The sequence below is a fragment of the Streptomyces sp. NBC_00525 genome (genome assembly GCF_036346595.1).
Classification (GTDB): Bacteria; Actinomycetota; Actinomycetes; order Streptomycetales; family Streptomycetaceae; genus Streptomyces.
The window spans coordinates 2,157,649-2,174,239 of record NZ_CP107834.1 but is presented as its reverse complement, the minus strand read 5'-3'; the positions used below and the strand labels follow the sequence as shown (position 1 = coordinate 2,174,239).

General features: G+C 73.4%; 17 protein-coding genes. 10 read left to right on the top strand and 7 right to left on the bottom strand.

Annotation, left to right across the window (positions count from 1 at the left end; translation table 11 throughout):
* Position 1: 1 nt before the first annotated feature.
* The 4 genes from OG710_RS09600 (at position 2) to OG710_RS09585 (ending at position 3,416) form a co-directional block, all read left to right on the top strand.
* Positions 2–802: an ABC transporter permease gene (locus OG710_RS09600; RefSeq protein ID WP_330242204.1), complete on the top strand. Its 801-nt coding sequence runs from the start codon at positions 2–4 to the stop codon at positions 800–802.
* Between the two features lies 1 nt (position 803).
* Complete coding sequence (locus OG710_RS09595) at positions 804–1,673, top strand: ABC transporter permease (protein WP_330242203.1); 870 nt, start codon at positions 804–806, stop codon at positions 1,671–1,673.
* Between the two features lie 23 nt (positions 1,674–1,696).
* Positions 1,697–2,689 (top strand): ABC transporter ATP-binding protein, encoded by a 993-nt coding sequence (locus tag OG710_RS09590; RefSeq protein WP_330238945.1) that lies wholly within the window; start codon positions 1,697–1,699, stop codon positions 2,687–2,689.
* A 61-nt stretch (positions 2,690–2,750) separates the two neighbouring features.
* On the top strand, positions 2,751–3,416 hold the full coding sequence (locus OG710_RS09585; RefSeq protein WP_330242202.1) for a DUF1707 SHOCT-like domain-containing protein: 666 nt from the start codon (positions 2,751–2,753) through the stop codon (positions 3,414–3,416).
* 31 nt (positions 3,417–3,447) lie between these two features.
* Here the strand turns inward: OG710_RS09585 and OG710_RS09580 are convergent, their stop codons facing one another.
* Positions 3,448–4,698, bottom strand: a complete 1,251-nt coding sequence (locus tag OG710_RS09580; RefSeq protein ID WP_330238944.1) for an SGNH/GDSL hydrolase family protein — start codon at positions 4,696–4,698, stop codon at positions 3,448–3,450.
* Positions 4,699–5,018: 320 nt separating this feature from the next.
* Here OG710_RS09580 and OG710_RS09575 point away from each other — a divergent pair, with 320 nt between their 5' ends.
* Positions 5,019–6,230 carry a DUF445 domain-containing protein gene (locus OG710_RS09575; RefSeq protein WP_443064323.1) on the top strand — a complete coding sequence of 404 codons (1,212 nt, stop codon included), beginning with the start codon at positions 5,019–5,021 and terminating at the stop codon, positions 6,228–6,230.
* A gap of 52 nt (positions 6,231–6,282) precedes the next feature.
* Here the strand turns inward: OG710_RS09575 and OG710_RS09570 are convergent, their stop codons facing one another.
* Positions 6,283–6,585, bottom strand: a complete 303-nt coding sequence (locus OG710_RS09570) for a hypothetical protein (RefSeq protein ID WP_330238942.1) — start codon at positions 6,583–6,585, stop codon at positions 6,283–6,285.
* Positions 6,586–6,828: 243 nt separating this feature from the next.
* Here OG710_RS09570 and OG710_RS09565 point away from each other — a divergent pair, with 243 nt between their 5' ends.
* Both OG710_RS09565 and OG710_RS09560 read left to right on the top strand, forming a co-directional pair.
* A complete protein-coding gene (locus OG710_RS09565) occupies positions 6,829–8,331 on the top strand; it encodes an MFS transporter (RefSeq protein ID WP_330238941.1) in 1,503 nt (500 codons plus the stop codon).
* Positions 8,328–8,906 carry a TetR/AcrR family transcriptional regulator gene (locus OG710_RS09560; protein WP_330238940.1) on the top strand — a complete coding sequence of 193 codons (579 nt, stop codon included), beginning with the start codon at positions 8,328–8,330 and terminating at the stop codon, positions 8,904–8,906. Before OG710_RS09565 ends, OG710_RS09560 begins: the two co-directional genes overlap by 4 nt.
* Positions 8,907–8,968: 62 nt before the next feature.
* Here the strand turns inward: OG710_RS09560 and OG710_RS09555 are convergent, their stop codons facing one another.
* Together OG710_RS09555 and OG710_RS09550 are read right to left on the bottom strand one after the other, a co-directional pair.
* Positions 8,969–9,409 carry a hypothetical protein gene (locus OG710_RS09555; protein WP_330238939.1) on the bottom strand — a complete coding sequence of 147 codons (441 nt, stop codon included), beginning with the start codon at positions 9,407–9,409 and terminating at the stop codon, positions 8,969–8,971.
* Positions 9,410–9,552: 143 nt separating this feature from the next.
* Positions 9,553–11,520: a serine/threonine-protein kinase gene (locus tag OG710_RS09550; RefSeq protein WP_330238938.1), complete on the bottom strand. Its 1,968-nt coding sequence runs from the start codon at positions 11,518–11,520 to the stop codon at positions 9,553–9,555.
* 231 nt (positions 11,521–11,751) lie between these two features.
* On the opposite strand from OG710_RS09550, the gene OG710_RS09545 reads away from it, so the two are divergent.
* Positions 11,752–12,357: a dihydrofolate reductase family protein gene (locus OG710_RS09545; protein WP_330238937.1), complete on the top strand. Its 606-nt coding sequence runs from the start codon at positions 11,752–11,754 to the stop codon at positions 12,355–12,357.
* Positions 12,358–12,416: 59 nt separating this feature from the next.
* Here OG710_RS09545 and OG710_RS09540 read toward each other — a convergent pair whose 3' ends face one another.
* Both OG710_RS09540 and OG710_RS09535 read right to left on the bottom strand, forming a co-directional pair.
* Positions 12,417–14,123 carry a cellulase family glycosylhydrolase gene (locus OG710_RS09540; protein ID WP_330238936.1) on the bottom strand — a complete coding sequence of 569 codons (1,707 nt, stop codon included), beginning with the start codon at positions 14,121–14,123 and terminating at the stop codon, positions 12,417–12,419.
* A gap of 172 nt (positions 14,124–14,295) precedes the next feature.
* The gene (locus tag OG710_RS09535) at positions 14,296–14,652 is read right to left on the bottom strand and encodes a DoxX family protein (RefSeq protein ID WP_330238935.1); all 357 of its coding nucleotides are present in this window, start codon (positions 14,650–14,652) and stop codon (positions 14,296–14,298) included.
* 120 nt (positions 14,653–14,772) lie between these two features.
* Here OG710_RS09535 and OG710_RS09530 point away from each other — a divergent pair, with 120 nt between their 5' ends.
* Positions 14,773–15,042 (top strand): hypothetical protein, encoded by a 270-nt coding sequence (locus tag OG710_RS09530; protein ID WP_330238934.1) that lies wholly within the window; start codon positions 14,773–14,775, stop codon positions 15,040–15,042.
* On the opposite strand, the gene OG710_RS09525 is transcribed toward OG710_RS09530, so the two are convergent.
* Positions 15,035–15,958, bottom strand: a complete 924-nt coding sequence (locus tag OG710_RS09525) for an aminoglycoside phosphotransferase family protein (RefSeq protein ID WP_330238933.1) — start codon at positions 15,956–15,958, stop codon at positions 15,035–15,037. The genes OG710_RS09530 and OG710_RS09525 overlap by 8 nt on opposite strands.
* A gap of 133 nt (positions 15,959–16,091) precedes the next feature.
* Here OG710_RS09525 and OG710_RS09520 point away from each other — a divergent pair, with 133 nt between their 5' ends.
* Positions 16,092–16,562, top strand: a complete 471-nt coding sequence (locus OG710_RS09520) for a GNAT family N-acetyltransferase (protein WP_330238932.1) — start codon at positions 16,092–16,094, stop codon at positions 16,560–16,562.
* Positions 16,563–16,591 lie beyond the last annotated feature (29 nt).

Below are 16,591 nucleotides of genomic sequence, written 5' to 3'. Positions count from 1 at the left end.
TGTGCGGGTCTACGCGGTGGTCGCGGCGGGTGGTTTCCGCCGTTATGCCACCTATCGGATCGAGACGGCGGCGGGGGTGTTCACCAACACCGTCTTCGGCTTCATCCTCGCCTACACCTACCGGGCGTTGTGGGACGAGCGGCCCCACCTGGGCGGTTACGACATGCCGCAGGCCCTCACCTTCGTCTGGCTGGGCCAGGCCCTGCTGATGACCTGCGTGATGATGGGCGGCGGCTTCGAGGACGAGCTGATCGAGCGCATCCGCACGGGCGACATCGCGGTGGACCTCTACCGGCCGGTCGACCTCCAGCTGTGGTGGCTGGCGCAGGACTTGGGGCGGGCGGCGTTCCATCTGCTGGGGCGCGGCATCGTGCCGATGGTGTTCGGCGCGCTCGCCTTCGACCTGGCGCTTCCGGGGTCCCCCGGCCCCTGGCTGGCATTCCTGGTGGCGGTGGCGCTGGGCGTGGTGGTGAGCTTCGCGATCCGCTATCTGGTGGCGCTGTCCGCCTTCTGGCTGATGGACGGGGCGGGCGCGGCGCAGATCGCGTTCCTGGCCGGGCTGTTCTTCACCGGGATGCTGCTGCCGCTGAGCCTGTTCCCGGGGCTGCTGGGCGAGGTGGCGCGGGTGCTGCCGTGGTCGGCGCTGCTCCAGCTGCCGGCCGATGTGTTCCTGGGGAAGCACACGGGCTGGGGCCTGGTGCGGGTGTACGCGTTCCAGGCGTCCTGGGCCGCGGTGTTGCTGCTCCTGGGGCGGCTGGTGCAGTCGGCGGCGACGCGGAGGGTGGTGGTCCAGGGTGGCTGACGTGGCCGAGGCGGCCGAGGCCGCGGTGCCGCCGGCGCCGGTGACGGCGTACGAACCGAGGTCCCGGCTGGTCGAGGGGGTCCGGGCGTACGGCCTGATCGTCGCGATGTGGCTGCGCTCGACGATGGCGTACCGGGCGTCGTTCCTGATGACGGCGTTCGGGAACTTCGTGGCGACGGCGTTCGACTTCGTGACGATCCTGCTGATGTTCGCGCACGTCGACGCGCTGGGCGGCTACACGCTCCCGGAGATCGCACTGCTGTACGGGGCCTCGGGGACGGCGTTCGGCCTGGCGGACCTGCTGATGGGGTCGATGGACCGGCTGGGCCGCCGGGTCCGCGACGGCACGCTGGACACGCTGCTGGTGCGGCCCGTGCCGGTCCTGGCGCAGGTGGCGGCCGACCGGTTCGCGCTGCGCCGGCTGGGCCGGGTGACCCAGGGGCTGCTGGTCCTCGGCTACGGCCTGGTGGCCGCGGACATCGACTGGACCGCGGTCAAGGTGCCGGTGCTGCCGCTGATGCTGCTGAGCGGGTCGGTGATCTTCGGTTCGCTGTTCGTGGCGGGCGGCGCGTTCCAGTTCGTCGCGCAGGACGCCTCGCAGGTGCAGAACTCGTTCACGTACGGCGGGAACACGCTGCTCCAGTACCCGCCGACGGTGTTCGCGCAGGACCTGGTGCGCGGGGTGACGTTCGTGGTGCCGCTGGCGTTCGTGAACTGGCTGCCCGCGCTGTATCTGCTGGACAGGCCGCTGCCGCTGGGGCTGCCGGACGGGGTGGCGTTCCTGCCGCCGGTGGTGGCGGCGGTGTGCGCGTCGGCGGCGGGGCTCGCGTGGCGCAGGGGGCTGCGGTCGTACCGCAGTACGGGAAGTTGAACCGGGACGGGAGAGGAAACGGCATGGGTACGGGCACGGGCGGCGGGCCGGCCTTCATCGAGCTGGACGGGCTGGAGAAGGTCTTCGACGTCCGGCGCAAAACCGGCTTCCTGCGCGGCGAACGCCGCCAGGTGCGGGCGGTCGACGGGATCAGCTTCCGGGTGGAGCGCGGCGAGATGGTCGGCTACATCGGGCCGAACGGGGCCGGGAAGTCCACGACGATCAAGATGCTGACGGGCATCCTCACCCCGACCGGCGGCTCCCTGCGGGTCGCGGGCATCGACCCCTCGCGGGAGCGTACGCGGCTGGCGCACCGCATCGGTGTGGTCTTCGGGCAGCGCACGACGCTGTGGTGGGACCTGCCGCTGCGCGACTCGTACCGGCTGATGCACCGCATGTACCGGGTGCCGGACGCGCGTTTCCGCGCCAATCTGGACCGGTGCGTCGAACTCCTGGACCTGGGCGAGCTGCTGGATGTGCCGGTGCGTCAGTTGTCGCTGGGGCAGCGGATGCGCGGGGACATCGCGGCGGCGCTGCTGCACGACCCGGAGGTGCTGTACCTGGACGAGCCGACGATCGGCCTCGACGTGGTCTCCAAGGCCAAGGTGCGCGGCTTCCTGCGGGACCTGAACGCCGAGCGGGGTACGACGGTGCTGCTGACCACCCATGACCTCACGGACATCGAGCAGCTGTGCAGCCGGGTGATGGTGATCGACCACGGCCGGCTGATGTACGACGGCGGTCTGGCCGGGCTGCACGAGGTGGGGGAGAGCGAACGCACCCTGGTGGTCGATCTGGAGCGCGAACTCCCGCCGATCCGCCTGGAGTCGGAGCCCGGTGTGCGGACGGTGAAGGTGGAGGGGCCGCGCCAGTGGCTGGCCTTCCCGGCCTCCGCGTCGGCGGCCCCGCTGGTGGCGCGGATCGCCGCGGAGTACCCGTTGGCGGACCTCTCGGTGCGGGAGCCCGACATCGAGGCCGTCATCGCCCGGATGTACGCGTCGGCCACCGCCCCGTAGGCCGGTGACGTGAGCGGGTGCGTTCAATAGGCTGCGGGGTATGACAAGCGAACTTCCGGATATGCGGGCCTCCGACGCCGAGCGTGAACGAGTTGCCGAGATCCTGCGTGAGGCGGTCGCCGAGGGCCGGCTGGAGATGGAGGAGTTCGAGCAGCGTCTGGACAGCGCGTACAAGGCCCGTACGCGCGGGGAGCTGGAACCGCTCGTCCGCGACCTGCCCGCCGTGGGCGCGGCGCCCGTGCCGGCCCCGACCGCGGTACGGCCCCGGACCGGTTCGGCGGCCCGCTGGGCGGAGCGCGTCGGCAAGCCGGCCACCTCGGGCGGCGCGTTCGCGTTCTGGGGCGGGTTCCGGCGCCGGGGCAACTGGACGGTCGGCAAGGTCTTCACCGCGTTCGCGATGTGGGGCGGCGGCGAGATCGACCTGCGCGAGGCGAACTTCGAGGACCGCGAGACCGTGATCCGCTGCTTCACGATCATGGGCGGCATCCATGTGACGGTCCCGCCGGACCTGAACGTGGACGTGCGGGGCGTCGGCATCATGGGCGGGTTCGGCGAGGACGCGCGGGACGAGTCGGTCCCCGCCCCGGACGCGCCCCGGGTCCGGATCACCGGCTTCGCGCTGATGGGCGGCGTCGGGGTGGAGCACAAGCGCAGCAAGGCGGAGAAGCAGCGGCTGCGCGAGGCCCGGCGCGAGCGGGGCCGCCTGGAGAAGGGCGAGGACCGCTGACCCCGGCCCCTTCTCCGGCGGCCCGGCCGTCTCAGAGGGCGTCCGTCGTCGGCCTGGTGGCGAGCAGCGTGCCGAGGTCCGGGAGCGCGGCCAGGCGCGCGTAGCCCGCGTCGTTCAGGTGCAGATGGTCGCCGGAGTCGTACTCCGCGCGCAGCCGCTGCGGGTCGGCCGGGTCGCGCAGGGACGCGTCGAAGTCGAGTACCTCGTCGAAGACGCCGCCCGACCGGATCTCCGTGTTGACGGCCTGGCGCACCCGCTCCCCGTCCACCGTCCAGTTGCGCCAGCCCCCGTACGGCATGAGGGTCGCGCCGATGACCCGCAGGCCGCGTGCGTGGGCCCGGTCGGTGAGTTCGCGCAGGGCGGCGGTGATCCGCGCGGGGTCGGTCTCCCTGGGGAGCGCCTGCACGTCGTTGATGCCGAGCGCGATGACGACCGTCTTCACGCCGGCGACCCCGAGGACGTCGCGGTCGAAGCGGTCCAGGGCGCGCGGTCCGGTGTCGTCGAGCAGCAGCCGGTTGCCGCCGATGCCCTGGTTGACGACCGCGTACCGGCCGTGCAGCCGGTCGGCGAGCACGTCGGGCCAGCGGGCGTCGGCGTCGGTGGTGGAGCCGGAGCCCGCGGTGAGCGAGTCGCCGAACGCGACGATCGTCGCGGTGGCCGCCGTGCCGCCGCCCCGCACGTCCACGGCGGTGAGGTAGCGCCACTGCGTGGTGCTCCAGGTGCCCCGCTCGTCCTCGGTGTATGAGGTCTGGTGGCTGTTGGGGTGCGCGGTGACCGGCCCGTCCGCGGTCGGGGTGCGCAGGGCGACCACGAGGTCCGCGTCGGCGCCGACCGGGACGGCGACGGCGTCGCTGACGGTCTGCCCGCCGGCCGCGATCGTGGCGGACCCGGCCCCGCCGAACGTCACCGGCCGGGTGTTCACGGTGACCTGGTCGACGAGCAGGGGCCGGGTACCGAACAGGTTGGACAGGGTGACGCGGGCCTCGGAGCCGCCGATGCTGGTGTGCACGACGTTACGGATGATCCGCCGGCTCTGGTCCCGCGCCTGCGCCGGGTCGGCCACGCCCGTGACGGGGGCCGCCGCCCAGGTGGCGAGCCAGTGCCCGGAGGAGTGCGCCGGGGCGGCCGGGGCCTTGGCCGCGCCCTGCGGCGCGGTGGAGGCGGCGGCGGTCGCCCGGGACCCGGTGAACAGCAGCGAACCGGCGAACGCCACGGCCGCGGCGAGCGCGGCGGTGCCCGCCAGCAGGGCTATGAGCAGGGCGAGACCCTGGCGCCTGGGCATGGACGGTGTGTCTCCTTGCGGAACGGGGGAGGGGGCCGGTGGCCTGCTCCCATGATGAGGCAGCGCGCGCGGGGAACTCGGCGGGCGGTTCGGGAGTAGCTCAGGTAGGCACAATGCGTAGTGGGTGCGGGGTGCCGCGCTTACGCGGACGGGTGGAGCGGATGGAACGGATCGATGGGACCGGGCGGGCCGCGCGGGGCGAGCTGCCCCCCGGGCCCGGCGGGAAGCGGCGGGACGAGGGCGCGCGGGAGCGCCCCGCGGGCCTCGCCTCGTTCGCGTACACCGAGGCGGACGAGGAGAAGCGTCGTGGCGTACGCCGGATGAAGACCACGGCCACCGGCCTCCTTCTGCTGGTCGCGCTCGTGTACGTCCTCGCCACCTGGGCGAAGAACGAGGGGGTGAGCGGCTGGCCGGGCTTCGTCGCGGCGGCCGCCGAGGCGGGCATGGTGGGTGCGCTGGCCGACTGGTTCGCCGTCACGGCCCTCTTCAAGCGTCCGCTCGGTCTGCCGATTCCGCACACCGCCATCATTCCCACCAAGAAGGACCAGCTCGGGGCGTCCCTCGGTTCCTTCGTCGGCGAGAACTTTCTCTCCGGGGACGTCGTTCGTGACCGGATTCACTCCCTGGGCATCGGCCGCCGGGTCGGCGGCTGGCTCGCCGAACCGGACCACGCGGACCGGGTGACGGCGGAGCTGGCGACCGCGCTGCGCGGGGCGCTGACCGTGCTGCGGGACGCGGACGTGCAGGCCGTCGTCGGCGAGGCGATCACCCGCCGGGCCAACGCCGTGGAGATCGGCCCCGGCCTGGGCCGGATGCTGGAGAAGATCGTCGCGGACGGCGGCCACCGCAAGCTCGTGGACCTGGTCTGCGCCCGCGCCCACGACTGGCTCGTGCTGCACGGGGACTCCGTGATGGACGCGGTGCAGGGCGGGGCGCCCGGCTGGACGCCCCGGTTCGTGGACAAGCGGGTCGGGGAGCGGGTCTACAAGGAGCTGCTGCGCTTCGTCACCGAGATGCGGGACATGCCGGGCCACCCGGCGCGCCACTCCATCGACACGTTCCTGTCGGACTTCGCGGCCGATCTGAGCTCCGACTCGGAGACCAGGGAGCGGGTGGAGCGGCTGAAGTCGGAGATCCTGGGGCGCGGCGAGGTCCAGGACGTCATCGCCTCCGCCTGGGCTTCGGTGCGGGCGATGGTGATGGCGGCGGCGGAGGACGAGCGCAGCGAGCTGCGGCTGCGCGCCCGCGCCTCGCTGATGTCGCTGGGGGCCCGGCTGGAGTCGGACGACCGGCTGCGGGCGAAGCTGGAGGGCTGGCTGGAGGACGCCGCGGTGTACGTCGTGACGACGTACCGGGCGGAGATCACCTCACTGATCAGCGACACCGTGGCCGGCTGGGACGCCGACCAGACGTCCCGCAAGATCGAGGCCCACATCGGCCGCGACCTGCAGTTCATCCGCATCAACGGCACGGTGGTGGGCGCCCTGGCGGGCCTGGCGATCTACTCGGTGTCGCAGGTGTTCTGGGGGTAGCGGCGCGCCGCCGTTCACGCGGCGCGCCGGGAGCCGTGCGTTCCGGTACGGGTCAGGAGGCCCGGCGGGTGACGGCCCAGGAGGCGGCGGCGACGGTTCCGGCCACCGAGAAGACGGCGGGCCAGGCGCCGACCTTCTTGGCCAGCGGGTGGGAGCCGGCGAACGCGGCGACGTACGCGGTGGTCAGCGCGACCGCCGCGCGCGGACCGGCCTGCCGGTTCCACTCGTACGCGGCGACGCCGCCCGCCGCCGCGAGCGCGACCCCGCCCAGCGGCCGCTTGCGGGTCCACCGCGCGACGGCGTAACCGCCGACCAGTCCGCCCGCCGCCACTGCCGCCGCCGGTACCTTCGCCATCACAGCCACCTCCGCCTACGTCCACGTCAGGGGCGCGCCCCGGCGCGTACGAACACGCGCCCCGCGCCTAGCACCGCACCGGCGCCCGGATCGAGGCTAACTCGCGCTTCGGCATTCCCGTCGCCCAGGGGGTGCACACGTGTTTACCCTGGAGGTGAACACCTGTGCACCCCCTGTCCGTGCCCCGCGCCACCGTGCGCACCGCGCGCCCCGCGCGCACCGCCGAGCCCGCAACGGAGAATCATGCCCGCGGAGATACCTGCCCCCGCCGCCCCCGCGACCCAGGCCCCGCACCCGCGCTTCGCGGTGGGCGTGCTGGCCTTCTGCGGGGTCGTCGTCGCGGTCATGCAGACGATCGTCGTGCCCCTCCTCCCGCACATCCCCGCGCTGACCGGCGCCACCCCGGCCGCCGCGAGCTGGCTGGTCACCGTCACCCTCCTCACCGGCGCCGTCTTCACCCCCGTCCTCGGCCGGGTCGGCGACATGTACGGCAAGCGGCGGGTGCTCGTCGCCTCGCTCACCGTGCTCGTGGTGGGCTCGGTCCTGTGCGGGGCCAGTTCCCACATCGGCGTACTGATCACCGGCCGCGCCCTCCAGGGCGCCGCCATCGCCGTCGTCCCGCTCGGCATCAGCATCCTGCGCGACGAACTGCCGCCCGAGCGCGTCCTGTCCGCCGTCGCGCTGATGAGCTCCACCCTCGGCATCGGCGCCGCCGTCGGCCTGCCGATCGCCGCGCTGGTCGTCGAGAACTACGACTGGCACACCATGTTCTGGGTCTCCGGCGTCATCGGCGTCATCGACATCGCGCTCGTGCTGGCCTGCGTACCCGAGTCCCCGCTGCGCACCCGGGGCCGCTTCGACGCGCTCGGCGCGCTCGGCCTGTCCGGCGCGCTGGTCTGCCTGCTGCTCGCCGTCACCCAGGGCGGCGCCTGGGGCTGGACGTCCGGCCGGACGCTCGGACTGCTCGTGGCGTCCGTCGTCGTGGGGCTGATCTGGGGCGCGTACGAGCTCCGCGTCGCGACGCCCATGGTCGACCTGCGGATCTCGGCCCGCCCGGCGGTCCTGTTCACCAACATCGCCGCCCTGCTCATCGGCTTCGCCTTCTACGCGAACTCGCTGGTCACCGCCCAGATGGTGCAGGAACCCAAGGCCACCGGCTACGGGCTCGGCGCCTCGATCGTCGTCAGCGGACTGTGCCTGCTGCCGGGCGGGCTGTCCATGGTGGCGCTCTCGCCCGTGTCCGCCCGGATCTCCGCCAAGCACGGCCCCAAGGTCAGCCTGGCCCTCGCGGCCGGGATCATCGCCGCCGGCTACGGGGTGCGGTACTTCACCAGTCACAGCCTGTGGCTCATCATCGCCGGCGCCACCGTCGTCTCCGCCGGCACCGCCATCGCCTACTCCGCGCTGCCCGCCCTGGTGATGCGCGGCGTCCCGGTCAGCGAGACCGGCGCGGCCAACGGGCTCAACACCCTGATGCGCTCGATCGGCCAGGCGTTCTGCAGCGCCACCGTCGCCGCCGTCCTGGCCAACATCACCTTCCGGGCCGGCGGCCGCACCGCCCCCACCCTGTACGCCTACCAACTGGTCTTCGTCATCGCAGGGGGCGCCGCCCTCGCCGCCCTGGCCGTCACCCTCCTGCTGCCGGGCGGCAGGTCCACCGGTGCGGGTACGGTCGAGGAGAGCCGCAAGGCGCCGGGCACCCGAAAGGGCGGTGCGCGGCCGGCGGAGATCCAGGAGGGCGCATGACCGGTGGTGGCCAGGCCGTCGCGGCGACCCCGGCCGCGGACACCGGCACGGGACGCGACGCGATCCTCCAGGCCGCCCGCCGGGCGTTCACCCAGCGCCCGTACGCGGAGGTGACGATCCGGGGCATCGCGGCGGACGCCGGCGTCAGCCCCTCACTCGTCGTCAAGCACTTCGGCCGCAAGGAGGAACTCTTCAACACCGTCGCCGACTTCGGACCGGCCGCGGCCCTCCTCCTCGACGCCCCGCTCGACGCCCTGGGCCGGCACATGGTCGTCACCCTGATCACCCACCGCCGCGCGCTCCACTCCGACCCGCTGCTGCGCGTCGTCTTCTCGCTCGGCAACCAGGACGAACGCTCCCTGCTCCGCGACCGGTTCCAGGAACAGGTCACCGACGCGCTCACCGCCCGCCTCCCCGGCGAGGACCGCGCCCTGCGCGCCGAACTCCTGGCCGGCCACCTGCTGGGCCTCGGCGCCACCCTGAGCCTGCACCGCGAGGGCGCCGGAGCCGCCGCGACCCCGGACCACATCGCGGACCTCTGCGCCCCCGCGCTCCAGAGCCTGATCACGGGCTGAACGTGGGCCAGTGCCGCGGGCCGGCCGCGTTGATGAGGACTGAGGCGGACGGACCCGGAGGACTAACGGCGACCCTGGGAAACCGGAACCCGAGGATCGTCGATGTCGACAGCGATATCGAACTCGCTGGTCGAGCGGAAAACGGCGACATTCCCCGACAACCGAATGCGGGTGAATGGATTGGAGTCGGCGAAAAAGAGTGCCCAGACCAGCCTGCGATCAGCAGTCAGACGCGCGATGAATCCTTCCGAACCGTGTGAACCCTCGCCTCCCCACAGCATCCCCCCGCTCCCGAGATACAGGGAAGCGAGCCCGTCGACCGAGGACACCCAGGACGGGTCCTCCGCCAGTCTCGCGTCGAGGTCGAAGGGTGCGAGGACCGTGACACCCGTCGGCGATTCGGGGGTGAGAGCGACCTCGTAGGAACGCCCGTCGGCGAAGTGGAGCGCGTCCTCGGCAGGAAGCCGGTAGTCGTCGGCCCACAGCCGTTCGATCGCGGTCACTTCTCCTCGCACATTCCGTTGCGCACGCGCTGTGTCCTTTCCTGGAGTCCGGCGGAGGTGAGGGCCGCACCACCGGCCGAGCCGGAGGTGCGGTGCCCACTGGGCGTGGGCCCCGCCGCCGATTTCGCGTCCGGAGGCCGGCGTCACCGCACCGCGTTGCGCCACACCGTCACGTCGAGCGTGATGTAGTCGCTCGGCGAGTCCTCCGGGGACTTCGCCTGGAACGTCACCAGGCCCATGTGCCCGGTTCCGGTGGTCACGCACACCTGGCGGCCCTTGGACAGCTTCTCGATGGAGATGCTCGACGCGAAGCGCGTCTCCGCGCGGCAGACGTCCAGCGAACCCTCCTGGCCGGGGTCGAGGAGGGTCAGCTTGCCGCCGTCGCTCTCCGCCTCCAGGTAGCCGGAGTCGTACGCCAGCTCGTACTCGCCGTCCACGCCGTCCTGCGGACGCACCTCCGCGTCCCCGAACGTCAGGTGGTAGCCCCGCGTCAGGTTGATGCCGGGGAAGTCGTCCGGCGTCGGGTCCGTCGTCGCGGGTGTCTGGCCGTCCGGCTGCTGCGTCTCCCCGTCGTCCTCCGTGCCCGAACCCGAGTCCGTCCCGGCCGTGTCGTCCGAGCTGGGCCGGGAACTCTTCGTCGGCTTCGGCTCGTTCTTGTCCTGGGTGACGGCCCCGGCCTTGTCCTCCTTGCCGTCGTCCTTCAGCAGGAAGTACGCCGTACCCCCGCCCGCCACACCGAACAGCAGCGCCGCGACGATCGCCAGGGCGGCGGCCCGCCCGCGCCGGCGCTTCGGGGGCGCGGGCTGGGCCACCTGCGCGGTCGGCTGCGTGACGCCGCCCCCGGTGTACGCGGGCCCCGGATACCCGTACGACGGCTGCGCCTGCTGGTAGCCGCCCTGCGCGCCGTACGGCCCCGGCGCCACCGGCGCGGGCCCGTGCCCCGGCGCGGGCGTGACCGGCGGGCCGTACCCCGGCGGCGGGGTGCTCGGCGCCGGAGCGGTCGGCGCGTACCCGGCCGGAGCGGCGGGCGTGGCGGGAGCGGGAGGCGCGTCCCGCACCGGCGGCGCGGCGGGTGTCGCGGGGGCGGCGGGCGCCTGGACCGGCGGCGTCGCGGGCGCGGCGGAGGCGGGCGTGGGCGCGGGCGTGGCCGGCGCGGATGACGGGGGCGGCGGGGTCTGTACGGGGGCCGGCGCGGCCGCCCTTACGGTGATGTCGGCGGCGACCGGCTTCGGCAGCCAGTCCTCCGGCCGCCGCAGCACCGTCTCCGCGTTCGCGGTCTGGCACAGCTGGATCACCTCGGCGACCGAGGGCCGGTTCGCCGCGTCCTTCGCCAGGCAGCGCCCGACCAGCTCCATCAGCCGCTCCGGCACCCCGGTCAGGTCCGGCTCCTCGTGCACGATCCGGTACAGCACCCCGTGCGAGGTGCCCTCGCCGAACGCGGGCGAGCCCGTGGAGGCGAACGCCGCGACCTGGCCCAGCGCGAAGATGTCCGTCGCGGGCGTGACCCGACGCCCGGCGGCCTGCTCGGGCGCCATGAACGACGGGGTGCCGATGGTGACCCCGCTGCCCGTGAGCGACGTGGCGTCCGCCGCGTAGGCGATGCCGAAGTCGATGACGCGCGGCCCGTCCGCCGCGAGCAGCACGTTCGACGGCTTGAGGTCGCGGTGGACGATCCCCGCCCCGTGGATGACGTGCAGCGCCTCCGCCATGCCCGCGATCATCAGCAGCACCGTCTCGACCGGCAGCGCGCCGTGCGCCACGACCGCGTCGGCGAGCGAGGGACCCGGCACATACGCGGTGGCGAGCCAGGGCTGCGCGCCCTCGGTGTCCGCGTCGATCACGGGCGCGGTGAACAGCCCCTGCACGCGCTGCGCGGACTGCACCTCCTGAGCGAACCGCCGCCGGAACTCCGCGTCCTCGCCGAACTCGGGCCGGATCACCTTGATCGCGACGGGCCGCCCGCCCGGCGTGTACGACAGATACACCTTGCCCATGCCGCCCGCGCCGAGCTTGGCGGCCAGCCGGTACCCGGCGATGGTGGTCGGGTCGTCGGCCGCGAGGGGCTGGAAGACCTGCGAGGCGTCGCCTCTGGCTGGCTGCTGACCGCTCATGAACTCGTAACTCCCCCGGAGAGCCGCTGCTGTAGAAACGGCACTTTATCCAAATCACCGGGGCACGGCGCCCCCTGAGCACCTATCGGACCCAGCGGGCCCAAGGGGTGTGCCCCCGCGGCCCCCACTCACCGGAAGACCGGATTCCCGTTGCCTGCTCCGGGCGCCTGTTTGATCATGGGCGGCCGGCGGTCCCGCGTACGGTGGCCGCCCCCGGACGAAAGGCCCCATGTGCGCAAGCTTGTCTACTACATCGCCGCGACCCTGGACGGCTTCATCGCCGGACCGGACGGCTCCGACCCCACCGGGCCCGACGGCTTCTGGCCCATCCCGGAGGACTACCTCAAGCACCTGATCGCCGAGTACCCGGAGACGCTGCCCGGCCCGGCGCGGGCCGCGCTCGGCGTGACGGCGGAGGGCACGCACTTCGACACGATCCTGGAGGGCCGCCGCTCCTATCAGATCGGCCTGGACGCCGGTGTGACGGACGCCTACCCGCACCTGCGCCACCTGGTCTTCTCCCGCACCCTCGGCGAGAGCCCCGACCCGGCCGTGGAGATCGTCGCGACCGACCCGGTGGCGCGCGTACGGGAGTTGAAGCGGGAGGACGGCAAGGACCTCTGGCTGGTCGGCGGCGGCGAACTGGCCGGGGCCCTCTACGGGGAGATCGACCGGCTGATCCTCAAGCTGAGCCCGACGACGATCGGCTCCGGCATTCCGCTGTTCGGCCGGAACGCGGCGTTCGAACCGGCGGCCTGGGCGCTCACGGACCACACGGTCCTGGGGAGCGGAGCGGCGTACGTGACGTACGAGCGTGCCGCCGCCGTCACCGGCTAGGCGCGGCCGGTACGGACACCGTCCGGCGGGGGTGGCGGCCCCCGCCGGACGGCACCGGGTCACGCGGTGGCGCAGGCCGCGCCGCTGAGGGTGAACGCGGCGGGGACGCCGTTCGTACCGTTCTGGCTGCCCGTGAAGCCCACGGTCACCGAACCATTCGGGGCGATCGTGGCGGTGTACGCGGCCGGCGCGATGCTGACCGAGGCGCCGGACTGGGTCGGCGTACCGCCCCACATGTTGGTGATGGTCTGGCCGTCGGCGAAGTCGAAGCCGAGCGTCCAGCCGTCGACGGCGGCGGTGCCGGTGTTGCGGATGGTGATCTCGCCCTGGAAGCCGCCCGGCCACTGGCCGACCACCTTGTACCCGACCGCGCAGCTGCTGGCCGGCGTCGTCGGGGCCTCGTCCGTGGTGACGCTCACGGCGGCCGACCGCGCCGAACGGTTGCCGGCCGCGTCCCGCGCGTAGACGGCGAAGGAGTACGCGGTGTCGGCGGTCAGCCCGGTGACGGTCACGCCCGTGGTGGCGGAGGAGGCGACCACGGTCTCCGCGGTGCCGCTGACGCGGACGACGTCGTACCCGGCGACGGCAACGTTGTCGGAGGAGGCGGCCCAGGTCAGCGTGGCGGAGGTGTCGGTCACGGCCGAGGCGGCCGGGGCGCCCGGAGCGGTGGGGGCCTCGGTGTCCTCCTCGGCGGGCCCGCCGTAGACCGTGGCCTCGCGGGAGGTCTGGGCGATGCCGTTCGCGCCGTGGAAGATGCGCTCGCCCCAGGGGCTGAGCCGCGCCGGGTCGAAGCCGATGGTCAGGTCGAGGATCGGGTCGGTGTTGCCGCTCCAGGACCAGGCGATCCAGCCGAGCCCGAGCCGCTGTGCCTCGGACATCATGGTGTCCTCGTCCGGGTCGCCGTACTGGTCGGCGGGCCCGCCGAACTCGCCGATGACCAGGGGCAGTCCGGCGTCCACGAAGGTGTTCAGGTAGTCGGTGACCTTCTGAGCGGTGTTGTAGACGCTGTACATGTGGATCGAGAAGAGCAGGTTGCCGGTGGTGTCGGCGTCGTAGACCGCCTGCGCGTTGTCCCGCATGACGTTCTGCCAGTCCTGGCCCCAGTTGGGCGCATCCACCATGATCGTGTGCGCGAAGCCGGCGGCGCGCAGCTTCTCGATCGCGGCGGTGGTGGGGGCGGTCCAGCCGGCCGGGTCCGTGTTGCCCCAGGGCTCGTTGCCGATGTTGATGACGATGTAGTCCTCCTGGCCGTCGAGGACGTCCTTGAGGCCGATCCAGTAGTCGGCCGCGTGGTCCAGCGTGCCGGCGGCGGAGTCCTCCCCGTACCCGGTGGTGTCGTGCACCTCCAGGACGCAGATCAGCCGGTTCGCCTTGCACTGCGCGACGACGGAGGCGACGTCGTCGGGCCCGTTCTCGCTCCAGCGGTAGCCGTCGGACAGCACGACGCGGACGGTGTTGGCCCCGGTCGCCTTGATGTCGGCCAGCGACTGGGTCTCGCCGGGGTACCAGGTGTGCGCGTGGTTGACCCCGCGCATGATGAAGTCGTTCCCGTTGCCCTCGACGAGCCGGCCGTCACTGATGTGCAGCCCGGTGGTGGCGGCGGTGTCGGCCGGGGCCGCCGGGGCGGGAGCGGCCTGCGCGGGGGATGCCTGTGCGGGGGTGAGGGCGCCGAGGCCGAGGACCCCGAGGAGGGTGGCCAGGACGGTGAGGATGACGGAAGCGGGGCGCTTCACGGCATGTCTCGCTGCGTAGCTCGCGGTACTCATTGCGGCTCCAGAGATGGGGGAGGAGGGGCGGCCACTGAGTGTGGGAGCGCTCCCACATGAGTGCGCAACCATGAAGCCATTCCGGTCAGGAGCACGTCAAGAGGTCGGACGACTTGGGGTAGGGCGGGGTGGGGGTGAGGGCGGGGGCGCCGGGGCGGGGCCTGCCGGTGGCCTACCAGGCGCCGTGGTGCTGCACGCCCAGGACGAGGGCCGCGACGGCGGTCGCGAGGAAGACGATCCCGCCGACGATGTTCCGGGAGCCGACCCGCAGGTGGGCGATGATCGCCCCGATGAAGTAGAGGACGAGTCCGGAGGCGGCGAGGGTGCCGAGCGCCGGCACGGCGAACCCGGCCGCCAGCCCGAGGGTCCCGGCGGCCAGCAACAGCCCGAGCACGGGCACGTACCTGCGCGGGATGCCCTTCATGTCGGCCTGCGTCTTGGGGTACTCGTGCCCGATGAGGTACGTCACGGCCGCGGCGCCGTTGAAGAGGATGCCGAGGGCGGTGACGATGAGGTAGGCGATACGCATGAGGGACTCCGGCGTGGCGAGATGTGGCGCTGTCGTCGTTTCACAGGGTCCGACGAAGTGGGCGGCCGTTTTGTGAGGTCGGGTCGCCGGAGGGGGAGTGGTCGGAGGGGTGGGGTGCGTATGGGGGGGCGGCGTGCGGGGCGGGGCTGGCGTACGGGCACGGGGTACGGGGACGGGAACGGAACCGGCGTACGGGGCGGGGTCGGCGTGCGGGGTGGCGGGAGCGGGGTGCTGGGCGGGGTCGGCGTGCGGGGCGGCGGGAGCGGGGTGCTGGGCGGGGTCGGCGTGCGGGGCGGCGGGAGCGGGGTGCTGGGCGGGGTCGGCGTGCGGGGCGGCGGGACCGGGGTGCTGGGCGGGGCGCTCGCCGGCCTCGGCTCGTCCGTCAGGTGAGCAGCTCCGCCAGCCGGTCCGCGAACGCCGTGATCCATTCCAGTTGCGGGCCGCCCCGAGCCACGCGGAAGCCGTGCCGGCGCGCCCAGAACGCGGCCTGCACCGCGTGCAACTGGGCCCAGCGGCGTACGCGTTCGCGGTCCAGCTCGGCCGCGTCCGCGTAGACGGCGATCACCCGGCGCACGGCCGCGTCCAGGTCGTCCGCTTCGGCGAGGGCGAACGCCCGCGACTTGAGCAGGGTGCCCGCGTCGTACGCCGGGTCGCCGACGTAGCCCTTGGGGTCGACGGCCAGCCAGGGCTCGCGTTCGGCGCGCAGGATGTTGCCGGCGTGCAGGTCGCCGTGGACCAGGGTGTCCGGCTGCTGTCGGGCGAGTTCCCGTACGGTCGCGAGGGCGGCCTCCAGCACGGGGCGCGGGAGCGCGTGCGTCAGCTCGGCGGCGTCCTTGCGCAGCTCGGCCTCCCACGCGTCGGCCTGGTCGCTGAGCCGGGGCAGCCCGGCCGGGGCGGGCACGGCCAGCCGCCGCCCGAGCCGCGCGGCGACGGCCACGACCTCGTCCCCCTCGGCGGCCCCGGCGAGCGTCACCGGCGTGGCCCGCTCCAGCAGCATCGCGTACCGGGCGTCGTCCCGCTCGTACAGCGTGACGGCCCCGCGCCCGCCCCACGCGACGAAGGCGTCGGGCTCGTGGTCGTTGCCGGGGTGCGGGAAGGACACCTTCAGCACGGCGGGCGGCGCCCCGTCCCGCCGTACGGGCACGATGATGCCGACGCCCCCGAACATGACCTCGCCGTCCGGCACACAGGTCCAGCCGTCGATCAACTCGGCCGCCAGCCCCGGCAGTTCCCGAAGCCAGGCGGCCCCGGCGTCCCCCTCGCGCGCAATGGTGGTCCGCGCGAACTCTTCCGGAATCACGATCATCCGGGCACCTTACGCCGGGGGTCGGCGGGGCGGGGGTGCGTACATGGTTGAGGTGGAGGCCGTGCGGACGGCATGGTCACACGGGGGCGCCCTCCGGCACCCCTCGCCGCGACCCGAGGAGCGCCGCACCGCCATGACCGTGACCATCCGCCCCGCCCACCCGGACGACGTCCCCGCCCTGGCGGAGCTGATCGAGGAGATCGAGCGCTTCTACGGCGGGACGGCCCTTCAGCCCTTGCCGGAACGCCGCACCCAGACGAAGGAGGCCCTGTTCGGCCCGCAACCCCTGGCCCACGCCCTGGTCGCGGCCACGGACGACGGCCGACTCGCGGGCCTGGCCGCGTACTCGTTCCTGTGGCCGGCGCGGGGGACGACCCATGCCCTGTTCCTGAAGGAGCTGTACGTACGCGACGCGTGGCGCGGCGAGGGAGTCGGCGCCCGCCTGATGGCCGGACTGCGCGAAGTGGCGTCGGCGCGGCCGGGGTGCAGCCGGGTGGAGTGGATGGCGGACACGAACAACCCGCCCGCACGACGCTTCTACGAGAGCCTGGGCTTCAAGGAACTGGACGGCAAGGTGGTGTACCGGGTGGGGTCGGGGGAGTGAGGCGGGGAGCGCTTCCCATCGGCCGTCCA

Excerpts from the sequence above, each read along its gene's own strand:
- OG710_RS09590 (WP_330238945.1), top strand. The coding sequence starts at position 1,697 with ATGGGTACGGGCACGGGCGGCGGGCCGGCCTTCATCGAGCTGGACGGG.
- OG710_RS09585 (WP_330242202.1), top strand. The coding sequence starts at position 2,751 with ATGCGGGCCTCCGACGCCGAGCGTGAACGAGTTGCCGAGATCCTGCGT.
- OG710_RS09580 (WP_330238944.1), bottom strand. The coding sequence starts at position 4,698 with ATGCCCAGGCGCCAGGGTCTCGCCCTGCTCATAGCCCTGCTGGCGGGC.
- OG710_RS09575 (WP_443064323.1), top strand. The coding sequence starts at position 5,019 with ATGAAGACCACGGCCACCGGCCTCCTTCTGCTGGTCGCGCTCGTGTAC.
- OG710_RS09570 (WP_330238942.1), bottom strand. The coding sequence starts at position 6,585 with ATGGCGAAGGTACCGGCGGCGGCAGTGGCGGCGGGCGGACTGGTCGGC.
- OG710_RS09565 (WP_330238941.1), top strand. The coding sequence starts at position 6,829 with ATGCCCGCGGAGATACCTGCCCCCGCCGCCCCCGCGACCCAGGCCCCG.
- OG710_RS09560 (WP_330238940.1), top strand. The coding sequence starts at position 8,328 with ATGACCGGTGGTGGCCAGGCCGTCGCGGCGACCCCGGCCGCGGACACC.
- OG710_RS09550 (WP_330238938.1), bottom strand. The coding sequence starts at position 11,520 with ATGAGCGGTCAGCAGCCAGCCAGAGGCGACGCCTCGCAGGTCTTCCAG.
- OG710_RS09540 (WP_330238936.1), bottom strand. The coding sequence starts at position 14,123 with ATGAGTACCGCGAGCTACGCAGCGAGACATGCCGTGAAGCGCCCCGCT.
- OG710_RS09535 (WP_330238935.1), bottom strand. The coding sequence starts at position 14,652 with ATGCGTATCGCCTACCTCATCGTCACCGCCCTCGGCATCCTCTTCAAC.
- OG710_RS09530 (WP_330238934.1), top strand. The coding sequence starts at position 14,773 with ATGGGGGGGCGGCGTGCGGGGCGGGGCTGGCGTACGGGCACGGGGTAC.
- OG710_RS09525 (WP_330238933.1), bottom strand. The coding sequence starts at position 15,958 with ATGATCGTGATTCCGGAAGAGTTCGCGCGGACCACCATTGCGCGCGAG.
- OG710_RS09520 (WP_330238932.1), top strand. The coding sequence starts at position 16,092 with ATGACCGTGACCATCCGCCCCGCCCACCCGGACGACGTCCCCGCCCTG.